The sequence below is a fragment of the Salinivibrio sp. ML198 genome (assembly GCF_001996015.1).
Lineage (GTDB): Bacteria > Pseudomonadota > Gammaproteobacteria > Enterobacterales > Vibrionaceae > Salinivibrio > Salinivibrio siamensis.
Genome location: NZ_MUEZ01000021.1, coordinates 29102 through 47152, shown reverse-complemented (window position 1 = coordinate 47152; position 18051 = coordinate 29102). Strand labels below are relative to the sequence as shown.

Below are 18051 nucleotides of genomic sequence, written 5' to 3'. Positions count from 1 at the left end.
CATCAACGCCCACAGCGAAATAAAAAGGCACCTCTTCGGAGGTGCCTTTTGTTTATCTGGCGTGTGGGGTTGTCAGTGACGACAGCAACAAAAAAGCCGCCTAGGTTGGCGGCGTTATACAGCTGACAGGCAGGTTGACTTACGCACCCGGTGGGTGAGCAAGGCTGTCGGCAATGACGCGAATTAGGGTATCTTCTAACTCAAAACGCTGCTCTAACCACTCGCCAATCGCAGACATATCTTGATCGAAATCCGTGGCGTCATAATCATCATCGTCGAGGTCGATCGCGCTAAATTTATCGTTGTAGTCCAACAGTGGATCGGTCGTATCGACAATACGGAAATAGAGGTTGTCGGTCTCTTTGGTGGCAGAGAAGCCTGTCGACTGCCAACGCTCCATGACCATGTTATAAATTTTGAAGTGACCGGTGGAGATGTAATCGACTAGGTAGTCACAAAAACGGTCAAGCTCGGCTTTGGTTGGCAAGGCTTGCTTCTTTTTCGCGGCCACGCCGGCCACATTGTAATACTCCACCAACAGTTGGCGACGTAGCTCGAGCCAGTAATCGATAACCTCGTCGTAACCGCTCCATTGTGCTTTGGTTCGTTCGAGTTGTCTCAGCATGATCGGTATCCTCGTGATCGATCAGCGAATGAATGGCACTATAAAAGGCCAGCTGAAAATTAACGGGCTGCTCAATCCTTTGCATCACGTTATAAAGCTAGATTGCCAGTATTCAAGTATAGCTGCAAGGCTAAGGAAGTGACCATGTCTCAGAATCAACAAGCCGTCTATGTGTGCGCGATTACCAAGGGCAAACTCTGGCTACCCAAAGGGGAGCTGCCATGTATCCCCTTGTCGCAGTTACCCTTTTCTGGCGGTGAAACCGTAACAGTCGGTGATTATCAGCACACGCCCGTCGTGGGGGTATTTAATTGTAACCCGATGCTTCCCCATGATGAGATGGCGGGTTTACGAGACTTACTTCCCTTCCTGTCAGCCGACTTATTTGCGTTAGTGGGGTGTGTGGTTCAGCTCGATTATATGCGCCAGCAGCAAGCATTCTGTGGTCGTTGTGGTCAGCGCACTGCGTTCGACGCTCAGGCGGTGGCGATGCGGTGCGCTAACTGTCAGCGTCACGATTATCCGCGTGTCTCGCCGTGTGTGATTGTGGCGGTGCGCGATGATAAGCGGTTACTACTGGCACAACATCCAAGGCATAAAACCGGGATGTATACCGTGATTGCTGGGTTCGTCGAGCCCGGAGAAACGCTCGAACAGTGTGTGGCGCGCGAGGTCGAGGAGGAGACGGGGATTCAGGTTAAAAATATCCGTTATATGGATAGCCAGCCTTGGGCGTTTCCCTCTAATTTGATGATGGGCTTTTTAGCAGAGTATGCGGGCGGTGAGTTAAAGCCTGACTACGAAGAGCTCAGTGACGCACAATGGTTTGATTGCGACGCCCTACCGCCAGTGGCGCCAAGGGGGACGATTGCCCGACGCTTGATTGAGGCCAGTTGCACCTTGGCGCAGGCATAAAAAAACCCGGCCGTAGGGGAGCCGGGGTAAGATGCGAACATATTGTCTTTCGTAGACCTATTGTCGTTATGGGTCGGTTGTAACATGCGGTTAAATGATCAGCAATCCTTTGCTGCCCCTAGGTGACAGTTTTATGATCCTGTTAACAAAGCTTGGCTTTTGTTGCTACCGCACAGTGATACAATGAGCGCCACTATTCGCACACAGGTTTAACACAATGACCGAATTAAAAAACGATCGTTATTTACGCGCCCTTTACAAGCAGTCAGTCGATTGCACCCCCGTATGGATGATGCGCCAAGCGGGTCGCTATCTACCGGAGTATCGTGAATTGCGTGCGCAAGCGGGGGATTTTTTGTCATTGTGTAAAAACGCCGAGCTGGCTTGCGAAGTCACCATGCAGCCACTGCGTCGTTTCGATTTAGATGCGGCGATCTTGTTCTCAGACATCCTCACCATTCCGGATGCGATGGGGCTCGGGCTGTACTTTGAAACAGGCGAGGGTCCCAAGTTTTCCCGCCCCATCACCTGTAAAGCCGACGTGGATAAAATTGGCATGCCTGATCCCGAAGGGGAACTGCAGTATGTGATGAATGCGGTACGTACCATCCGTCGTGAGTTAAACGGTGACGTGCCGTTAATTGGTTTTTCGGGAAGCCCGTGGACCTTGGCGACCTACATGGTGGAAGGTGGCACCTCAAAAGCCTTTACCAAAATTAAGAAGATGATGTATGCCGAGCCTCAAACTCTGCATGCCTTACTCGATAAACTCGCTGACAGCGTGACCAGTTATTTGAATGCGCAAATTAAAGCCGGCGCCCAGTCGGTTATGGTGTTTGATACCTGGGGGGGCGTGCTCACGCCACGCGACTACAACGACTTTTCTTTGCAGTATATGCAGAAAATCGTTGATGGCCTTATTCGCGAAAATGACGGTCGCCGTGTCCCTGTTACCTTGTTCACCAAAAATGCGGGGATGTGGTTAGAGCATATCGCGGCCACAGGGTGCGACGGTGTGGGACTAGACTGGACCATTAACATTGCGGATGCCAAAGCGCGAATTGGCGACAAAGTGGCGCTGCAAGGCAATATGGATCCATCTATGCTCTATGCGAGCCCAGAGCGCATTCGCCAAGAGGTCGCCACCATCCTCGAAGGGTTTGGAGAGGGCACGGGCCATGTGTTTAACCTTGGGCATGGCATTCATTTGGATGTGCCGCCAGAAAACGCAGGCGCCTTTATTGATGCGGTGCATGAACTCTCGCGCCCTTACCACGATTAGTCAAACACGCTCGCCGTCTGGCGAGCGTTGTGCTTTTTAGCCTCAATCGTATAAAGCCTGTTGAACGTGATAACGCATGGCGGGCACCACCTGCTCTTCAAACCACGGATTGCGGCGCAGCCATAAGCTATTTCTGGGAGAAGGGTGAGGCAGTGCAAAGGTATGAGGGGCCCAGTTTTGCCAGTGCTTGACGGTCTCGGTCAAAGTTTTGGGTTTATTGGCTAAATAGTACTGCTGTGCATATTGGCCAATCAGCAAGGTTACCGCAACATGAGGAAGGTGCGCTTTGATTGCCTGGTGCCATACGGGGGCGCAGATACGCGCCGGCGGTAGATCGCCCGATTTACCTTTGCCGGGATAACAAAAGCCCATGGGCATGATGGCAAATAAATCCGACTGATAAAACTGCTCACGTGTGACTCCCAGCCATTCACGCAGGCGGTCGCCACTGGGGTCATTAAACGGCAGCCCACTCTCATGGACACGTCTACCTGGTGCTTGGCCGATAATCAGAACGCGAGCGTCAGCACTGGCCTGGATCACCGGCCGAGGGCCGTCTGCTAGCCAATGCTGACACAAACGGCATTCACGTGCTGCGGCTAAAGCCGTGTCTAAATCCGGAAAGAGCATTAGTACCCTTTGTCAAAGTCGACAGTGTGAATCAGAGGCTGGCCTGCATGCCAGCGACGATAATTATCCGCAAAGAGCGCAAAAACCTGCTCAGGAAAACTGACGGCAGCAATATGTGGCGTCACGCTCACGTTGGGGTGTGTCCAAAAGGGGTGCTGCTTCGGCAGCGGCTCTTGTTGCATCACATCCAAGACCGCCAGGCGTAGTTTTTTGTTGTCTAAAGCGTCGAGCAGGGCGAGCTCATCCACGGTCGCGCCACGGCCAACGTTAATAAACAAGAGATGTTGCCCATGCTGCCAAAAAACTGCATTCAGGCATTGGTATGTGGCTGGCGTCGCGGGCAAGGTACTGACCAAAACATCTACCTCGCCCAAGCGTTGCTGTAATGCTGGCAGCGTCAGTGTGTGATCAAAGCTATCGACTGGCCGCCCATCTTGGTTGACGCCAAGTACCGTCATGCCAAAGGCGTGTGCGACGGTCGCGATATGCTGGCCAATAGCCCCTGTGCCTAAGATGGCGAGCGTTTGCCCTCGCAATGACTGATAGGGTTGAGGCTGCCAGTGACACTGCGCTTGTTGCTTCGCGTACTGACCAATATGTCGGCTTTCATTGAGCACAAACCCGAAGATATATTCGGCCATCAGTGCCCCGAATATGCCGCGCACGTTGGTGAGTTGATAATGACGGAAAGGGGCTTTAATCAGGGCATCGGTACCGGCAAAGGTCGACTGGAGCCAACGCAAGGCCTTGGCTTTGGGCAATAGCGGGGCCGCAAGCGGCGGATCGGCCAACCAGATACTGGCCTCCTCTGCGGATGAGGTGATAGCGAGATCGGGGAGCTGAGCCGTTTCAATCAACTGGTGATAAGTCTCGGCATGCTCGCTGACAACGTAAATTTTATCCACAAAGGCTCCTTTTTATGGTGGGGGGAATCAAGTACACTGAGCGCATTCTATGAGGATAACACTCCTTCTCGCTATTAAAGATCAACTGGCTATGTTACGAAACCCTTTACAACTACGTTTGGAAAAATGTGAGAATTGGCAGCATATTTGTTTTATGGCTGCGCTGGTGGAGCGTATGGTGCCCAACTATGCCCTTTACTGTGCGCAAACCGAGTTTGCTGATCCCCAAGCGTTTCGCAATATTCTCGATGCAGTGTGGGAGTCGCAAACAGTCAAAACGGCCAAGATTGATTTTGAGCGGCAGCTGGAGAAGCTGGAGCCATTGATCCCGGTGGCTGACGATGAGGCCATTTACCTGACCTACCCGGCAATTGATGCTTGCATCGCCTTGTCTCAGCTTCTTCACGCCCTGTTGGATCGTGATGAAATACTCCCTATTACCCTGAAAGTCTCTCAGCAATCTATCCACAGCGTAGCGCAGCTAGAAGAGGCGCAAACGGGTGAGGCGGTGACGGATGAGAATCAAAAGACGTTTGAAGCGGTTTGCGAAGAATGGGATGCCCAATGGGCCATTTTTCGCGTGCTGAAAAGTGCGGAAAGCCGTGATGTGGAGATGATCAAAAGCATTCGTCAAGAGCTGCGTGAGGCGGGCGTGAGTAACCTTGGGTTAAGTGTCGAGTAAGCACACTTTATCCGAGAAAAGGCGGCGCAAGCCGCCTTTTCTGATCATGACTCATCCGTATGTCGCTGCACCGGTGGTTCATCGTCATCTTGGCTTTCAATCATGTTGTGCTGCTTCTTCCAAGCATCCCAACGCTGATAAGCGAGTTGTTGCATATCGGTGACCGTGTCCGCCTCATCGATGATTTCTCGCCCCGTTAAGTACTCAAACACATCCTCCAAGGTGATAATACCTTGCACCGTGCCATATTCATCGACAATCATCGCCAACTGGGCGCGGCGGATCATCAATATATCAAACGCTTGCAAAACACTGTTGCCGGGAAGGATCACCGCGAGGGGGCGCATGAGATTGCCTATCGGCGTTTGGCCAGCGCCTTGGGTTTTGGCTTCATAGATATTGGACTTGTGGACAAAGCCTAGAATATCGTCACGCTGTTCACCGTAAACCAGTGGGCGAGAGAATGGGCAGTCACCGTGTTCGTCGAGGAAGGTATTCACATCCATCTCGGCAGGAATGCGAAACAGGACCGGGCGCGGTGTCATCAGCTGTGTTGCGGGCAGGTCACGTAACTTCAGCATGTTATGAAGCATTTGCGTTTCGTCCTCACCCATTTCTCCACTTTCTGAGGCCAGCATCGCCATCGCTGAGATTTCGTCCCGCAGTTTAACATGGGTGGTGTCCGCACTAAGTCGCTTGGTAATTTGTTCAGACAGCCAAACGAATGGCGTCAGCGCCCACACCATCCACTTGAGTACCAGTGCCGCGCCAGGTGCCAATTGCGGCCAGAAGTTCGCGCCAATGGTTTTAGGGATGATTTCTGAGAGAAGCAGAATCGCAAGCGTCAATACGGCAGAGAAAACCCCGACCCACGCATCGCCAAACACGTGAGCCGCTTGCGCCCCCGCGCCAGCTGCCCCGACTGTATGGGCGATGGTATTGAGGGTTAAAATGGAGGCCAAAGGGCGATCAATATCCTTCTTAAGCGCATTGAGCCGCTCGGCAGCAGGATGCGCTTGATGGCGCAGGTTCGCTATGTAGCTGGGGGTGATGCTAAGCAAAATCGCTTCGAGCACAGAGCAGATGAATGAGACACCAATAGAAAGCGAAATAAAAAGAACCAGAATGAGCATAGGTTTCCGGAGTTAAAAGCCAATCAACACCCTAAAGATCAGGCCATTGGCGGGCTTTTACAACCATTCAACTGAGAAAAAACGCAACAAATTGTGAGATCGCGCTCAGTTTGTGGTTAAAGAGCCTCCATACAGCCACACTCAGCGCCACAAACCTTTGCCAGCCGGGCTTCTTTTGAATTAGAGTGACTTCGTCTCTAAAAAACCTAGAAGGGAAGACATAATGAACAAGACCCAACTGATCGACCTGATCGCGGAAAAAGCAGACCTTTCAAAAGCACAAGCGAAAACAGCTTTGGAAGCGACTTTGGGCGGTATTGAAGGCGCCTTAAAAGAAGGCGAGCAGGTACAACTGATTGGCTTCGGTACGTTTAAGCTTAACCACCGTGCAGCACGCACCGGTCGTAACCCACAAACGGGTCAAGAAATTCAAATCGCTGCAGCAAACGTCCCTGCGTTTGTCGCAGGTAAAGCGTTAAAAGACGCGGTTAAGTAAGCACGCATGCTTATGTCGCCATAGCCTCCTGCTATGGCGTTTTTGTCTCTGAGCCCGCCATGCGATTTTACCTCTGTATACTTGCCTTAGTAATGGCACTGACAGGCTGTTCTAGCGGTAAGCCGCCAAAGCCCGTCACTCATACTACCGCATTCTCAGCGGGAGATTATCGCGCCGTTTATTGGCTAGATAGCCAACAAGGGCAGGTTATCGGTTTAGCGGAGAAAGCGTGGCAAGGCGATTACGGTCAGTACCGCAGTGAATATGCTTGGCGAGCGGGTAGTCTGCGTGCGTTAAAGCGTGAAGGGAAAAAGCTGGTCGATAACCGCTTGGTGCCCTTTTCGATGCACGTACGGTTTGACGCCAATGGTGAGCCGGTTTTCCAGCGCTATCATCAAGGTGATGCGCTGTTGCCTTTAGACAGTGCGACTTTATCCCGCCTGTATCAAGAAGCGAATCAAATTGAGCACCAAGCGCAGGCGCAATTAGCCAACAATGTCTCGGTGCTGCAAGCGCAGCGACAAGGTGAATATTGGCTTGATTGCGACGACGACCGTCAGCGTTGGGCGTTTCCCGAGACGATGACACCGTCTTTAGTGCAGCGTCTCAACCAGCCTGGCACGTTTGTGATTGCAGGAGGGAGCCCAAGTATCGGTCGCGACCAGATAGACTTTTTGGTACATGTCGAGGGGGAAAAGCGTTGTTTACAGCGCCCTCGCTTACTGGATGAGTAAAGTGAAGAGCGGTGAAAAAATGCGCCTACTTGGCGCATTTTTTATATCATGTGTTGCGACAATTATGCCATTTGCTCGCGTGAAACGGCGCGGTGGGCGATGTCACAGCGGTAGAAACAACCGGGCCAATGAATCAAGGCCGCGAGCGCGTCAGCCCCTTGTTTTGCCGTGGTCACATTCTCACCTAATGCGGTAGCACAGAGTACACGCCCGCCAGCGGTCACGATATCGCCGTCTTTTAGCGCGGTACCTGCGTGAAACACTTTGGCCGTCTCACTATCGGTGGGCAACCCAGTGATACGATCGCCTTTTCGATACTCACCTGGATAGCCGCCAGCGGCTAAGACCACACCCACGGCTGCACGCGGATCCCAGTGAGACTCGACCTTATCAAGGCGTCCCTCTGTGCCCGCCAAGCAAAGCGCAACCAAGTCAGATTGCAAGCGCATCATAATTGGTTGGGTTTCCGGATCGCCGAAGCGACAGTTAAACTCGATCACTTTTGGGGTGCCATCGGCGGTAATCATGAGTCCTGCGTACAAAAAGCCGGTGTAGGGCACACCGTCTTCGTGCATCCCTTTCACGGTGGGCATGATCACCTCTTCCATCACGCGTTGGTGAATCGCATCGGTCACCACAGGGGCGGGTGAGTATGCACCCATCCCGCCGGTATTCAGGCCGGTATCGCCTTCACCGACCCGTTTGTGATCTTGGCTGGTGGCCATGGGGAGCACATGCTCGCCATCCACCATGACGATAAAGCTTGCTTCTTCACCTTGCAGGAATTCCTCGATGACCACACGGTGGCCTGCTTCACCAAATGCATTACCCGAGAGCATATCGCGTACCGCGTCGGTGGCTTCTTGCTCGGTCATTGCCACAATGACGCCCTTACCGGCGGCCAAGCCATCGGCTTTGACCACAATGGGCGCACCTTTTTCAGCGATGTAGGCTAGCGCGGGCTCAACCGTAGAAAAGGTTTGGTAGTCAGCGGTGGGAATACCGTGACGTGCCAAAAAGTCTTTACTGAAGGCTTTTGAGCCTTCAAGTTGTGCCGCTGCTTGAGTAGGGCCAAAGATAGCCAAGCCGTGTTCACGGAAGGCATCGACCACGCCCAAGACCAGTGGCGCTTCTGGGCCCACGATGGTTAAGCCAATCTGTTGCTCGCGCGCAAAGGCCAGCAATCCCTCAACGTCATCAGCAGCAATGGCGATATTGCTGACTTTTTCCTCGTGGGCGGTGCCGGCATTGCCCGGTGCGCAATATACGATTTCAACGTTTGATGACTGCGCGGCTTTCCACGCCAGGGCATGTTCACGGCCACCGCCACCAATCACTAATACCTTCATGTTTTCTCCTTCATACCCACTTAGTGGCGGAAATGGCGCATACCGGTAAAGACCATCGCCATGCCATGCTCATTGGCGGCGGCAATCACTTCTTCATCACGCATCGAACCACCCGGTTGGATCACGCAGGTGATCCCAGCGTTTGCCGCAGCATCAATACCGTCACGGAAAGGGAAGAAAGCATCGGAGGCCATCACGCTACCGGCCACTTCGAGATGCTCATCGGCCGCTTTAATACCGGCTATTTTCGCCGAGTAGACGCGGCTCATTTGGCCGGCGCCCACGCCAATGGTCATGCTGTCTTTAGCATACACAATCGCGTTCGATTTCACGTATTTTGCCACTTTCCAGCAAAATAGCGCATCGTTTAGCTCTTTGTCTGTGGGCTGGCGCTCAGTGACAATACGCAAATCGTCTAAACCGACCATGCCTTGGTCGCGGGCTTGGACTAACAAGCCGCCGTTAACCCGCTTACTATCCCAACCTGTGGTGCGCGTTTGCCATTGACCACACTCGAGAAGGCGTACGTTCTTCTTCGCTGCGACCACCGCTTTGGCGGCGTCACTGACGCGAGGGGCGATGATCACTTCAACAAATTGACGTTCGACAATGGCTTGTGCCGTGTCGCTGTCCAGTTCACGGTTAAAGGCAATAATGCCACCAAATGCTGAGGTAGGATCGGTTTGATAAGCACGTTGATAGGCGCTGAGTAAGTCTTCACCGATGGCAACGCCACAGGGATTGGCGTGCTTTACAATCACGCAAGCAGGCTGTTCAAACTCTTTCACGCACTCTAATGCCGCATCGGTGTCAGCGATATTGTTATAAGACAGCGCCTTGCCCTGTAGTTGGGTCGCCGTCGCTACCGAGGCCTCTTGCGGTTGAGTTTCAGTATAAAACGCGCCTGCCTGATGGCTGTTCTCGCCATAGCGCATGTCTTGCTTTTTGACCCAATGTTGCGTCAGGGTGCGCGGGAATGGCGAGTCTTGGCTCTCTTCGGCGTGATGGTAGGCAGGGACTTGGGTGCCAAAGTAATTTGCAATCATGGCATCGTAGGCCGCGGTGTGCTCAAACGCGGCAATGGCTAAATCAAAGCGCGTGGCATGTGTCAAAGAGTGCTGATGCTGATCCATCTCGGTCAGCACGCGATCATAGTCTTGGCTGTTCACCACAATGGTGACGTCGGCATGGTTTTTCGCCGCTGAACGTACCATGGTCGGACCGCCGATATCGATATTTTCGATGGCTTGCTCACGTGTGCAGTCTGGGTTGGCAACGGTCTGTGCGAACGGGTAGAGATTCACCACCACCATATCAATCGGTGCGATCTGATGGCTTTCCATCACCGCATCGTCTTGACCGCGTCGGCCCAAAATGCCGCCGTGAATTTTCGGATGGAGGGTTTTCACGCGGCCATCCATCATTTCGGGGAAGCCGGTATGCTCGGAGACTTCGGTGACCGCAAGGCCGCTTTCTGCGAGTAAACGGGCCGTGCCGCCGGTCGAAAGCAGTTCGACACCGCGTTGGGCGAGTGCTTGGGCAAACTCGACCACACCGGTTTTATCAGACACGCTCAGTAACGCGCGACGAATAGGACGCAGATTTTCCATGGCTTAGTTCTCTTCACTGACAGATTGAATGCTTATCAAAGCCCATCGTGTCTATCAACATGGATAAGCTTTATTAAATCGCCAATTGTCAAAGCGGCGATATTCTATCTGATTTTGTTTGCGCAATCGATTGCTATTTGCTGATAGCGACACTTTTATTGTTTTTACACTTCAGCTTTTTCTGGTTCTCATGCAATGCTGGTCATAAGGTCGCGGCTTTGCTACAAAAAGAAGGATCAATCGCATTACGATAGAGGAGCGGTGATGACCAAATTGCTGCAAATTGGCGAGCTTGCCAAGCACTGTGGTGTCTCTACCGACACACTGCGTTTTTATGAAAAATCAGGCTTGCTGGCGCCGAGTGCGCGCACCGAAGGTGGATACCGGCTTTATGCCGATGAGGCCATTAGCCAAGTGATGTTCATTTTGCGCGGCAAAGAGATGGGGTTATCGCTTGATGAAATTCACGAGTTGTCCGACATTCGCGAAGAAGCGACCTTACACACTTGTGCAGAAGTAAAAGGGATCACCCAGCGACGCCTGAATGAGGTCTCAGAGAAGATAGCGGCGCTTGAGCGGGTCAAGCATGCACTGACACGTTTAAATGCCGCCTGCTGCGGTATGGACGACGATGACGCGACCCATTGCTCGATATTGGAAACCCTGGCGGAGAGTGAGGACTCCAACTCATGCTGCTAAAGAGGGAGCACTTATGCGCAGTCAGAGGCAACAAAAACGGGCTAGCCGGTTGACGGTTAGCCCGTTTTATCACAACCAAATCAATGGTTGATTAGTTCATGCCGTACTTTTTCAGTTTCTTACGCAATGTACCGCGGTTAATGCCCATCATGGTGGCTGCGCGCGTTTGGTTACCGCGCGTATATTGCATGATGGTATCCAGCAGTGGCTGCTCAACTTCTGCGAGGACAAGCTCATACAGATCGTTGACTTCCTGGCCATTCAATTGCGCGAGGTAGTTCTTCAAGGACGCTTTTACAGAGTCACGAAGTGGCTTTTGCGTAATTTGATCTTGTGAAGTTACAGTCGTTACTGTCAATGTTTCGGAAGTCAGGTTTTGTTCGAACATATTCTGTCAGCTCTTCTCGTATTTATGCAACGTTGTCGAAGTAGCCTTGCAGCGCATCGATCTGCTGTGGTGCATCTTCGATTGCGTTGAAGGTGCGGCGAAAGTCGCCAATTTGGTCATGCTCTTTTAGGTACCAGCCCACGTGTTTACGGGCAATACGTAACCCTTTGAGCTCCCCATAAAACTGATGAAGCTCTTGAACATGACCCAACAAAATTGTCCTAACCTCTTCTAGTGAAGGGGCAGGCAAGTGCTCACCTGTGGTGAGATAGTGGTGGATTTCGCGAAAAATCCACGGGCGTCCTTGAGCAGGGCGACCAATCATTACCGCATCCGCACCCGTGTAGTCGAGGACATACTGAGCTTTTTCTGGTGAGTCAATGTCGCCATTGGCAATCACCGGAATGGATACCGCTGCCTTGGCAGCCTTAATGCTGTCGTATTCTGCTTCACCTTTGTACATACAGGCACGCGTACGGCCATGCAGTGCAAGGGCTTGGATGCCACAATCTTCCGCCATCCGGGCGATCTCAACACAATTCTTATTGTCCGGATCCCAGCCTGTGCGCGTTTTGAGTGTCACGGGAACATCCACCGCGTTTACCGTGGCTTTGAGGATTTGCTCAATGAGATCAGGCCGCGTTAGCAAGGCAGAGCCTGCTAACTTTTTATTGACCTTCTTCACCGGACAACCCATGTTGATGTCGATAATTTGCGCCCCGTTTTCAACACAAAACTGCGCTGCGTCAGCCATAAGCTCGGGTTCAGCCCCCGCGATTTGCACCGAACGCAGACCGGACTCGTCAATATGAACCATGCGCTTTTGCGATTTGCTCGTCCGCCACAACGCTGGATTCGACGACATCATTTCGCTAATAGCCATGCCCGCACCATGTGCAAGACATAACTCACGAAATGGTCTATCTGTCACGCCTGCCATTGGGGCAACGATCAAGGGGACATCCAGGGTGTAGGGTCCGATACGCAAAAGCTCTAAATCCTCTTCAGCCGCTCTGAGTCAGCAAGGGCGCGCATTTTACGCATTTTTTCAGCATCTGAAAAGGACAATATTTGAGCATTGATGGCTTGATTTTTACAGCAGTTTTTGTATCGATGGTGTTTCGCTGATTAATCAAGCAGTTCGAGTAGCACGTCAGCCATGGCTTACCGACGACAGTGGATAGGGGCGGTAAGCCAATGGCATCATCATTTGGCCAGTTACTCGGGCAAATGACCGCTGATCCGGCACCACTCTTCGCGCTCGACAATCGGGTCGATAGTGAGACTATCACGGTAATGGTTCGCCACATCATCCGCTTGAGTTTCTAGCACGCCAGACATCGCCAGCTGACCACCGGGTTTGATCAGGCCTTTGATGACACTCGATAATTCACGCAATGGTCCGGCAAGAATATTGGCCACCACCACATCGGCGTTTAAGTCAGCCGGTTGATCCTTAGGAAGATACAGGTGAAGTTGGTCGGCGACACCATTGCGCTCGGCGTTATCTTTTGATGCCAGCAGCGCTTGTGGGTCAATATCAATACCAATCACACGCTCGGCCCCAAGTTTAATCGCCGCAATCGCGAGAATGCCGGAGCCACAGCCAAAATCAATCACGGTTTTGCCGCTTAAATCCAGACTATCAAGCCATTCCAAGCATAGTGCGGTGGTCGGGTGCGAGCCGGTGCCAAAGGCGAGGCCCGGGTCGAGCATCACGTTCACCGCGTTGTCATCAGGTACCTCACACCAGGTTGGACAGATCCACAACCGCTCGCCAAATTGAATTGGCTTAAAGTTATCCATCCATGCGCGTGTCCAGTCTTTGTCTTCCAACTGCTCGACTTTATGAGCAAAGTTTTCAGCCAGCAATGGACTGGCTTGTAATACCGCTAACACTGTGCCCATATCGGCTTGAGCATCGAACAAGGCCATGATGTCTGTTTCGCCCCACAAGCGCGTTTCGCCGGGTAAAGGCTCAAATACCGGGGTGTCTTTGGCATCTAAGAAGGTGACAGATAGGGCGCCCGTTTCTTCCATTAGCAGGTCGCCAATCGCTTCGGCGTTGTCAGACGTTGCATTCAGTTTGAGTTGGATCCAAGGCATGGTGTGTCTCGTGTCGGAAAAGGAATACGGCGATTTTACCAGATCCATACTGTGCTCGCTGCACAAGATGATGACAGCATGATGAGCATTGAGGGTGGGTGGGATTTTTTGCAAGTTAGCGCGGGTTTTATGCAAATAGCCCTTTATTTATTATGGCTATTGACTACATTATTGCTCCGCGACTGGTAGCAAGTTTGGCGGCTTTGCGCCTCACTGTCATGGATAAGCGAAGGATTGGAGAATGAGAGATACGGAACCAGTGACACAAAAAGAGGTGATGTTTAACGGTTTAGGGGAGCTGGTATCGAAAACCGATCTTCACGGCAAGATACAATACGCCAATGATGCCTTTATCGAAATATGCGGTTATAGCCGTGATGAGCTAATCGGCAGCGACCATAATCTCGTTCGCCACCCTGATATGCCACCGGCCGCGTTCAAGGACCTTTGGCAGACCATTAAGGCCGGTAAAAATTGGCGCGGTATGGTTAAAAATCGGTGTAAAAACGGTGACCACTATTGGGTAAACGCCTTTGTGTCACCGGTAGTAAAAGACGGGAACATCGTTGGTTATCAATCTGTGCGCAGCGAGCCTAGCCGCAATGAAGTTGCGGAGGCTGAGTCGCTGTATCGCAAGCTGAGAGACAACCCGACACGCCCGCTCCCCCCGGCTCCTCTGATGCAGCGTCTTCAGTTGCGATTCTTTTTCAACCTTTGTTTTGTGTTGGCGTTGGCGCTATGTACTTTAGGTATGGGACTGGCGCTCAGGCAGGGGCAATTCTCTTTGTTCGGCGTGATGGCGACACTGCTGCTGCTCACGGCAGGTATGACTTGGGTGATGCAAACCCGTGTAATTGGCGCAATCAAAGAGACCAGTGAGGCGTTGAAACACTTAGCTTCAGGGAACCTTGTCTCTGGGGATGAACCGGTTCGTCATGATGAATTGGGTGAGCTCAATGATAATTACCGCATGGTGAAAGCACGGTTTGGCGCGATCATCGGTCAAGTGGTGGAGAACACCCAAGTGCTCCTCGCACATGCGGATCATCTGGCGGCACGCGGTCGTAGCGTGCAAGACAACATGAGCACGCAATCGTCACAGATCACCCATGTTGCCAGCGCGATGACGCAAATGAGTGCCACCATTGAGCAAGTGGCACAAAACATGAACCGTACTGCCGACATTATCTCCCTCACGCAAGGGCGTGCGAGTGAGGGGGCCGATGTGGTCGGCCGTGCGACCACCAGCATGACTGACTTTATCCAAGAGTTGGAGCAGACCATTGCACAAATTCAAGCCAGTGCTGAAGAAAGTCAAAAAATTACTCAGGTGACACAAACAATCAGTGACATTGCCGAGCAAACCAACTTACTGGCTCTGAATGCGGCTATCGAGGCTGCGAGAGCCGGAGAGCAGGGGCGAGGTTTTGCCGTCGTCGCCGATGAAGTACGGAGCCTAGCGCAGCGCACCCAACAGGCGACCCGTGATATAAAAACCATGCTAGAGGGGCTACATACGGGGATCCATCACTCCTCTGAACGAGTGCTAAGTAATAACCACATGGCGCAAGAAACGCTGGCAGTGGTGGCGGAATCGCGCGCGGTACTGGCAGACATCTTTGATAAAGTGAATCAAGTTAAGGTAATGGGGAGTGAAGTGGCGACAGCGGCGGATGAGCAGGCCAATGTGACCAAAGACATGAGTGAGTCGGTGGAGCAAATAAATGGTCAAAGCCACACCGCCAGTGAGCAGGCGACGCAAACGGCAGATATTGCGGCGCAACTGATGAGTCAGTCGTTGTACCTAAAAGAAACCTTGAATGATTTTAAGTTGGCCGGTCAAGCGAGAGATAAAGGTCAGCCTGCAAAGGCTTAAGAGAGCTCGCGAGATAATCACGCTAAAAAAAGATAAAAAAACCGCCGATTGACGGCGGTTTTGTGCTTACCTTGAAGCGATTATATCGCTTCTAGTGCCAAGATGTCATTACGACAAACCAAGCTTTTTCTCGAGGTAATGAATGTTAGCGCCCCCATGTTGGAAGTGCTCGTCATTCATAATATCGAGTTGTAGAGGAATATTGGTTTTAATCCCATCAATGACGGTTTCCGCGAGGGCATTACGCATGCGCGCAATGGCGACATCGCGGTTCTCACCGTAACAGATAAGCTTGCCGACCATGGAGTCATAGTGGGGCGGTACTTGATAGCCTGCGTACACATGTGACTCCCAACGCACGCCCATCCCACCTGGCGAGTGGAAGCGTTCAATCTTCCCTGGACTAGGGATAAACCGCTCTGGATCTTCAGCGTTGATCCGGCATTCAACCGCATGGCCACGAATTTGGATGTCGTCTTGGGTGAACGACAGAGGTTGACCTGCTGCAATACGCAGTTGCTCTTTGACCAAGTCAATCCCGGTCACCATTTCGGTAACAGGGTGCTCGACCTGAATGCGGGTGTTCATTTCAATAAAGTAGAACTCGCCGTTTTCATATAAGAACTCAAAGGTACCTGCGCCGCGATAGCCAATTTCAACGCATGCGCGGCAGCAACGTTCGCCAATGAATTTTCGCATCTCTGCGGTAATACCAGGGGCTGGCGCTTCCTCAACCACTTTTTGATGGCGACGCTGCATCGAGCAATCGCGCTCACCCAGGTGAATCGCCCCGCCTTGACCGTCGGCGAGCACCTGTACTTCAACATGGCGTGGATTTTCCAGGAATTTTTCCATGTAAACCATGTCGTTGCTGAACGCCGATTTGGCTTCAGCACGGGTCATCGCAATCGCATCAACCAATTCAGCTTCGGAGCGAACCACGCGCATTCCCCGGCCACCGCCGCCGCCTGATGCTTTGATGATCACCGGGTAGCCAATGCGCTTAGCAATGGTTTTGTTTTTTTCCTGATCGCTGCCCAATGGACCGTCTGAACCAGGCACACAGGGCACCCCTGCTTTTTTCATCGCTTCAATGGCCGACACCTTATCGCCCATCAAACGGATGGTGTCAGCTTTGGGGCCGACAAAGACAAACCCTGAACGCTCAACTTGTTCGGCGAAATCAGCGTTTTCGGATAAGAATCCGTAACCGGGGTGAATCGCCACCGCGCCGGTAATTTCAGCCGCGCTGATAATGCGGGGAATGTTGAGGTAACTTTGGTTGCTTGGCGCTGGGCCAATACACACGGTTTCATCGGCGAGCAACACGTGTTTAAGATCACGGTCTGCGGTAGAGTGCACCGCGACGGTTTTAATCCCCAGCTCTTTACACGCACGTAAAATGCGCAGTGCAATTTCACCGCGGTTAGCAATTACAATTTTATCTAACATGCGCCCTCGCTTATTCGATGATCACGAGTGGTTCGTCGAATTCAACGGGCTGACCGTCTTCACATAGAATCGCTTTGACCACACCGCTCTTGTCGGCTTGGATTTGGTTCATCATCTTCATCGCTTCGACAATGCACAGGGCATCGCCTTCATTCACCTGGCTGCCGACTTCAACAAATGCGGCAGACTCAGGGCTTGGAGCGCGATAGAAGGTACCGACCATTGGGGAAAGCACTTGGTGTCCCGTCGGTTGTGGTGCACTTGCAGGCTCAGCAGCCGGCGCTTCAGGGGCGGCTGGCGCGGGGGCCGGGGCCGCTGGTGCCGCGTATTGCGGGGCGGCCATTTGTACCGGTGCAGCAGGGGAAGAGCGGCTGATACGAACTGACTCTTCACCTTCGGCAATTTCTAGCTCGGAGATGCCAGACTCTTCAACAAGTTCGATCAGTTTCTTAATCTTACGGATATCCATGATAGGTCTCTTCTATATGTTTTGTTTTACTCAGCCGCAAACGCTAAATGACGCGCGGCCGCTGTTAAGGCGAATTCATAACCATCAGCGCCAAACCCGCTGAGCACCCCGACGGCTTTGTCTGATAAGTACGAGTGATGCCGGAAGGGCTCTCGGGCATAAACATTCGACAAATGCACTTCGATAAAGGGGATACTCACACCCAGTAAAGCGTCACGCAGGGCTACGGAGGTGTGGGTCAGCGCGGCTGGGTTGATGATGATAAAATCCACGGTCTCCATCGCTTGGTGGATTTTATCGATAAGGCTAGCTTCGCTATTGGATTGAAAGTGTTCAAGATTGAGCCCCAAGGTCGTGGCTTGTGCCTCGAGAGCCGCCATGATTTGGCCAAGCGTTTGGGCGCCGTAATGTTCGGGCTCACGCTGACCGAGCAAATTAAGGTTTGGGCCATTTAACACTAAAACTTGGTTTCTTGTAGACATCTTGACGCTTACTTCTCCTATTCGCTGTTATTGTGCAGCTTAACGCGGATTCCAGCCGATGGACATGTTATGACGGCGCATACCATGCAATTTTGTCCTTACTGACAGCAATTATAGAGACTTCAGCGCAAATCGCAGCAAAATACTGGTCTAATCAGCACAGTTTGTCTGTTAGCGATATCAAAAGGGTTGCTCGTCGGCGGTTTGATGCGGGATGA

The 18051-nt window shown here is 52.2% G+C and carries 19 protein-coding genes; 7 read left to right on the top strand and 12 right to left on the bottom strand.

Going from position 1 to position 18051, the window contains the following annotated elements; genetic code table 11:
• Positions 1-139 precede the first annotated feature (139 nt).
• Positions 140-625, bottom strand: a complete 486-nt coding sequence (locus tag BZG25_RS13885) for an Rsd/AlgQ family anti-sigma factor (RefSeq protein WP_046074515.1) — start codon at positions 623-625, stop codon at positions 140-142.
• Between the two features lie 144 nt (positions 626-769).
• Here BZG25_RS13885 and nudC point away from each other — a divergent pair, with 144 nt between their 5' ends.
• Positions 770-1540 carry an NAD(+) diphosphatase gene (nudC, locus tag BZG25_RS13880; protein WP_046074516.1) on the top strand — a complete coding sequence of 257 codons (771 nt, stop codon included), beginning with the start codon at positions 770-772 and terminating at the stop codon, positions 1538-1540.
• Between the two features lie 217 nt (positions 1541-1757).
• On the top strand, positions 1758-2822 hold the full coding sequence (hemE, locus tag BZG25_RS13875; protein ID WP_046074517.1) for a uroporphyrinogen decarboxylase: 1065 nt from the start codon (positions 1758-1760) through the stop codon (positions 2820-2822).
• A 42-nt stretch (positions 2823-2864) separates the two neighbouring features.
• Here hemE and BZG25_RS13870 read toward each other — a convergent pair whose 3' ends face one another.
• Together BZG25_RS13870 and BZG25_RS13865 are read right to left on the bottom strand one after the other, a co-directional pair.
• On the bottom strand, positions 2865-3452 hold the full coding sequence (locus BZG25_RS13870; protein WP_077639298.1) for a uracil-DNA glycosylase family protein: 588 nt from the start codon (positions 3450-3452) through the stop codon (positions 2865-2867).
• Complete coding sequence (locus tag BZG25_RS13865; RefSeq protein WP_077639297.1) at positions 3452-4357, bottom strand: D-2-hydroxyacid dehydrogenase; 906 nt, start codon at positions 4355-4357, stop codon at positions 3452-3454. Before BZG25_RS13865 ends, BZG25_RS13870 begins: the two co-directional genes overlap by 1 nt.
• A 91-nt stretch (positions 4358-4448) precedes the next feature.
• Between BZG25_RS13865 and BZG25_RS13860 the strand changes: the two genes are divergently transcribed.
• Entirely contained in the window at positions 4449-5039 is a 591-nt protein-coding gene (locus tag BZG25_RS13860; RefSeq protein ID WP_046074520.1) for a YjaG family protein, read from the top strand.
• A gap of 44 nt (positions 5040-5083) precedes the next feature.
• On the opposite strand, the gene BZG25_RS13855 is transcribed toward BZG25_RS13860, so the two are convergent.
• Positions 5084-6172, bottom strand: a complete 1089-nt coding sequence (locus tag BZG25_RS13855) for a CNNM domain-containing protein (protein WP_046074521.1) — start codon at positions 6170-6172, stop codon at positions 5084-5086.
• Between the two features lie 223 nt (positions 6173-6395).
• Here BZG25_RS13855 and hupA point away from each other — a divergent pair, with 223 nt between their 5' ends.
• Positions 6396-6668 (top strand): nucleoid-associated protein HU-alpha, encoded by a 273-nt coding sequence (gene hupA, locus BZG25_RS13850; protein ID WP_046074522.1) that lies wholly within the window; start codon positions 6396-6398, stop codon positions 6666-6668.
• A gap of 59 nt (positions 6669-6727) precedes the next feature.
• Entirely contained in the window at positions 6728-7402 is a 675-nt protein-coding gene (locus BZG25_RS13845) for a DUF1481 domain-containing protein (RefSeq protein WP_077639296.1), read from the top strand.
• Positions 7403-7464: 62 nt separating this feature from the next.
• Here BZG25_RS13845 and purD read toward each other — a convergent pair whose 3' ends face one another.
• On the bottom strand, positions 7465-8751 hold the full coding sequence (gene purD / locus BZG25_RS13840) for a phosphoribosylamine--glycine ligase (protein ID WP_077579416.1): 1287 nt from the start codon (positions 8749-8751) through the stop codon (positions 7465-7467).
• 20 nt (positions 8752-8771) lie between these two features.
• Positions 8772-10361, bottom strand: a complete 1590-nt coding sequence (purH, locus tag BZG25_RS13835; RefSeq protein WP_077639295.1) for a bifunctional phosphoribosylaminoimidazolecarboxamide formyltransferase/IMP cyclohydrolase — start codon at positions 10359-10361, stop codon at positions 8772-8774.
• A gap of 273 nt (positions 10362-10634) precedes the next feature.
• On the opposite strand from purH, the gene zntR reads away from it, so the two are divergent.
• Positions 10635-11060 (top strand): Zn(2+)-responsive transcriptional regulator, encoded by a 426-nt coding sequence (zntR, locus tag BZG25_RS13830; protein ID WP_369795702.1) that lies wholly within the window; start codon positions 10635-10637, stop codon positions 11058-11060.
• A gap of 91 nt (positions 11061-11151) precedes the next feature.
• Here zntR and fis read toward each other — a convergent pair whose 3' ends face one another.
• From fis to prmA, 3 genes are all read right to left on the bottom strand, one after another.
• Positions 11152-11448: a DNA-binding transcriptional regulator Fis gene (fis, locus tag BZG25_RS13825; protein WP_021024113.1), complete on the bottom strand. Its 297-nt coding sequence runs from the start codon at positions 11446-11448 to the stop codon at positions 11152-11154.
• Positions 11449-11470: 22 nt separating this feature from the next.
• Positions 11471-12436, bottom strand: coding sequence for a tRNA dihydrouridine synthase DusB (dusB, locus tag BZG25_RS13820; RefSeq protein WP_046074526.1), 966 nt, complete (start codon positions 12434-12436; stop codon positions 11471-11473).
• A 230-nt stretch (positions 12437-12666) separates the two neighbouring features.
• The gene (gene prmA, locus BZG25_RS13815) at positions 12667-13554 is read right to left on the bottom strand and encodes a 50S ribosomal protein L11 methyltransferase (RefSeq protein ID WP_077639294.1); all 888 of its coding nucleotides are present in this window, start codon (positions 13552-13554) and stop codon (positions 12667-12669) included.
• Between the two features lie 241 nt (positions 13555-13795).
• Here prmA and BZG25_RS13810 point away from each other — a divergent pair, with 241 nt between their 5' ends.
• Positions 13796-15430 (top strand): PAS domain-containing methyl-accepting chemotaxis protein, encoded by a 1635-nt coding sequence (locus BZG25_RS13810; protein WP_077639293.1) that lies wholly within the window; start codon positions 13796-13798, stop codon positions 15428-15430.
• Positions 15431-15538: 108 nt separating this feature from the next.
• Here BZG25_RS13810 and accC read toward each other — a convergent pair whose 3' ends face one another.
• From accC to aroQ, 3 genes are read right to left on the bottom strand one after another with little or no spacing between them, the layout of a single operon-like run.
• Positions 15539-16882 carry an acetyl-CoA carboxylase biotin carboxylase subunit gene (gene accC, locus BZG25_RS13805; protein ID WP_046074529.1) on the bottom strand — a complete coding sequence of 448 codons (1344 nt, stop codon included), beginning with the start codon at positions 16880-16882 and terminating at the stop codon, positions 15539-15541.
• Between the two features lie 10 nt (positions 16883-16892).
• Positions 16893-17351, bottom strand: coding sequence for an acetyl-CoA carboxylase biotin carboxyl carrier protein (accB, locus tag BZG25_RS13800; RefSeq protein ID WP_046074530.1), 459 nt, complete (start codon positions 17349-17351; stop codon positions 16893-16895).
• A gap of 26 nt (positions 17352-17377) precedes the next feature.
• Positions 17378-17833: a type II 3-dehydroquinate dehydratase gene (aroQ, locus tag BZG25_RS13795; protein ID WP_046074531.1), complete on the bottom strand. Its 456-nt coding sequence runs from the start codon at positions 17831-17833 to the stop codon at positions 17378-17380.
• Positions 17834-18051: the final 218 nt, after the last annotated feature.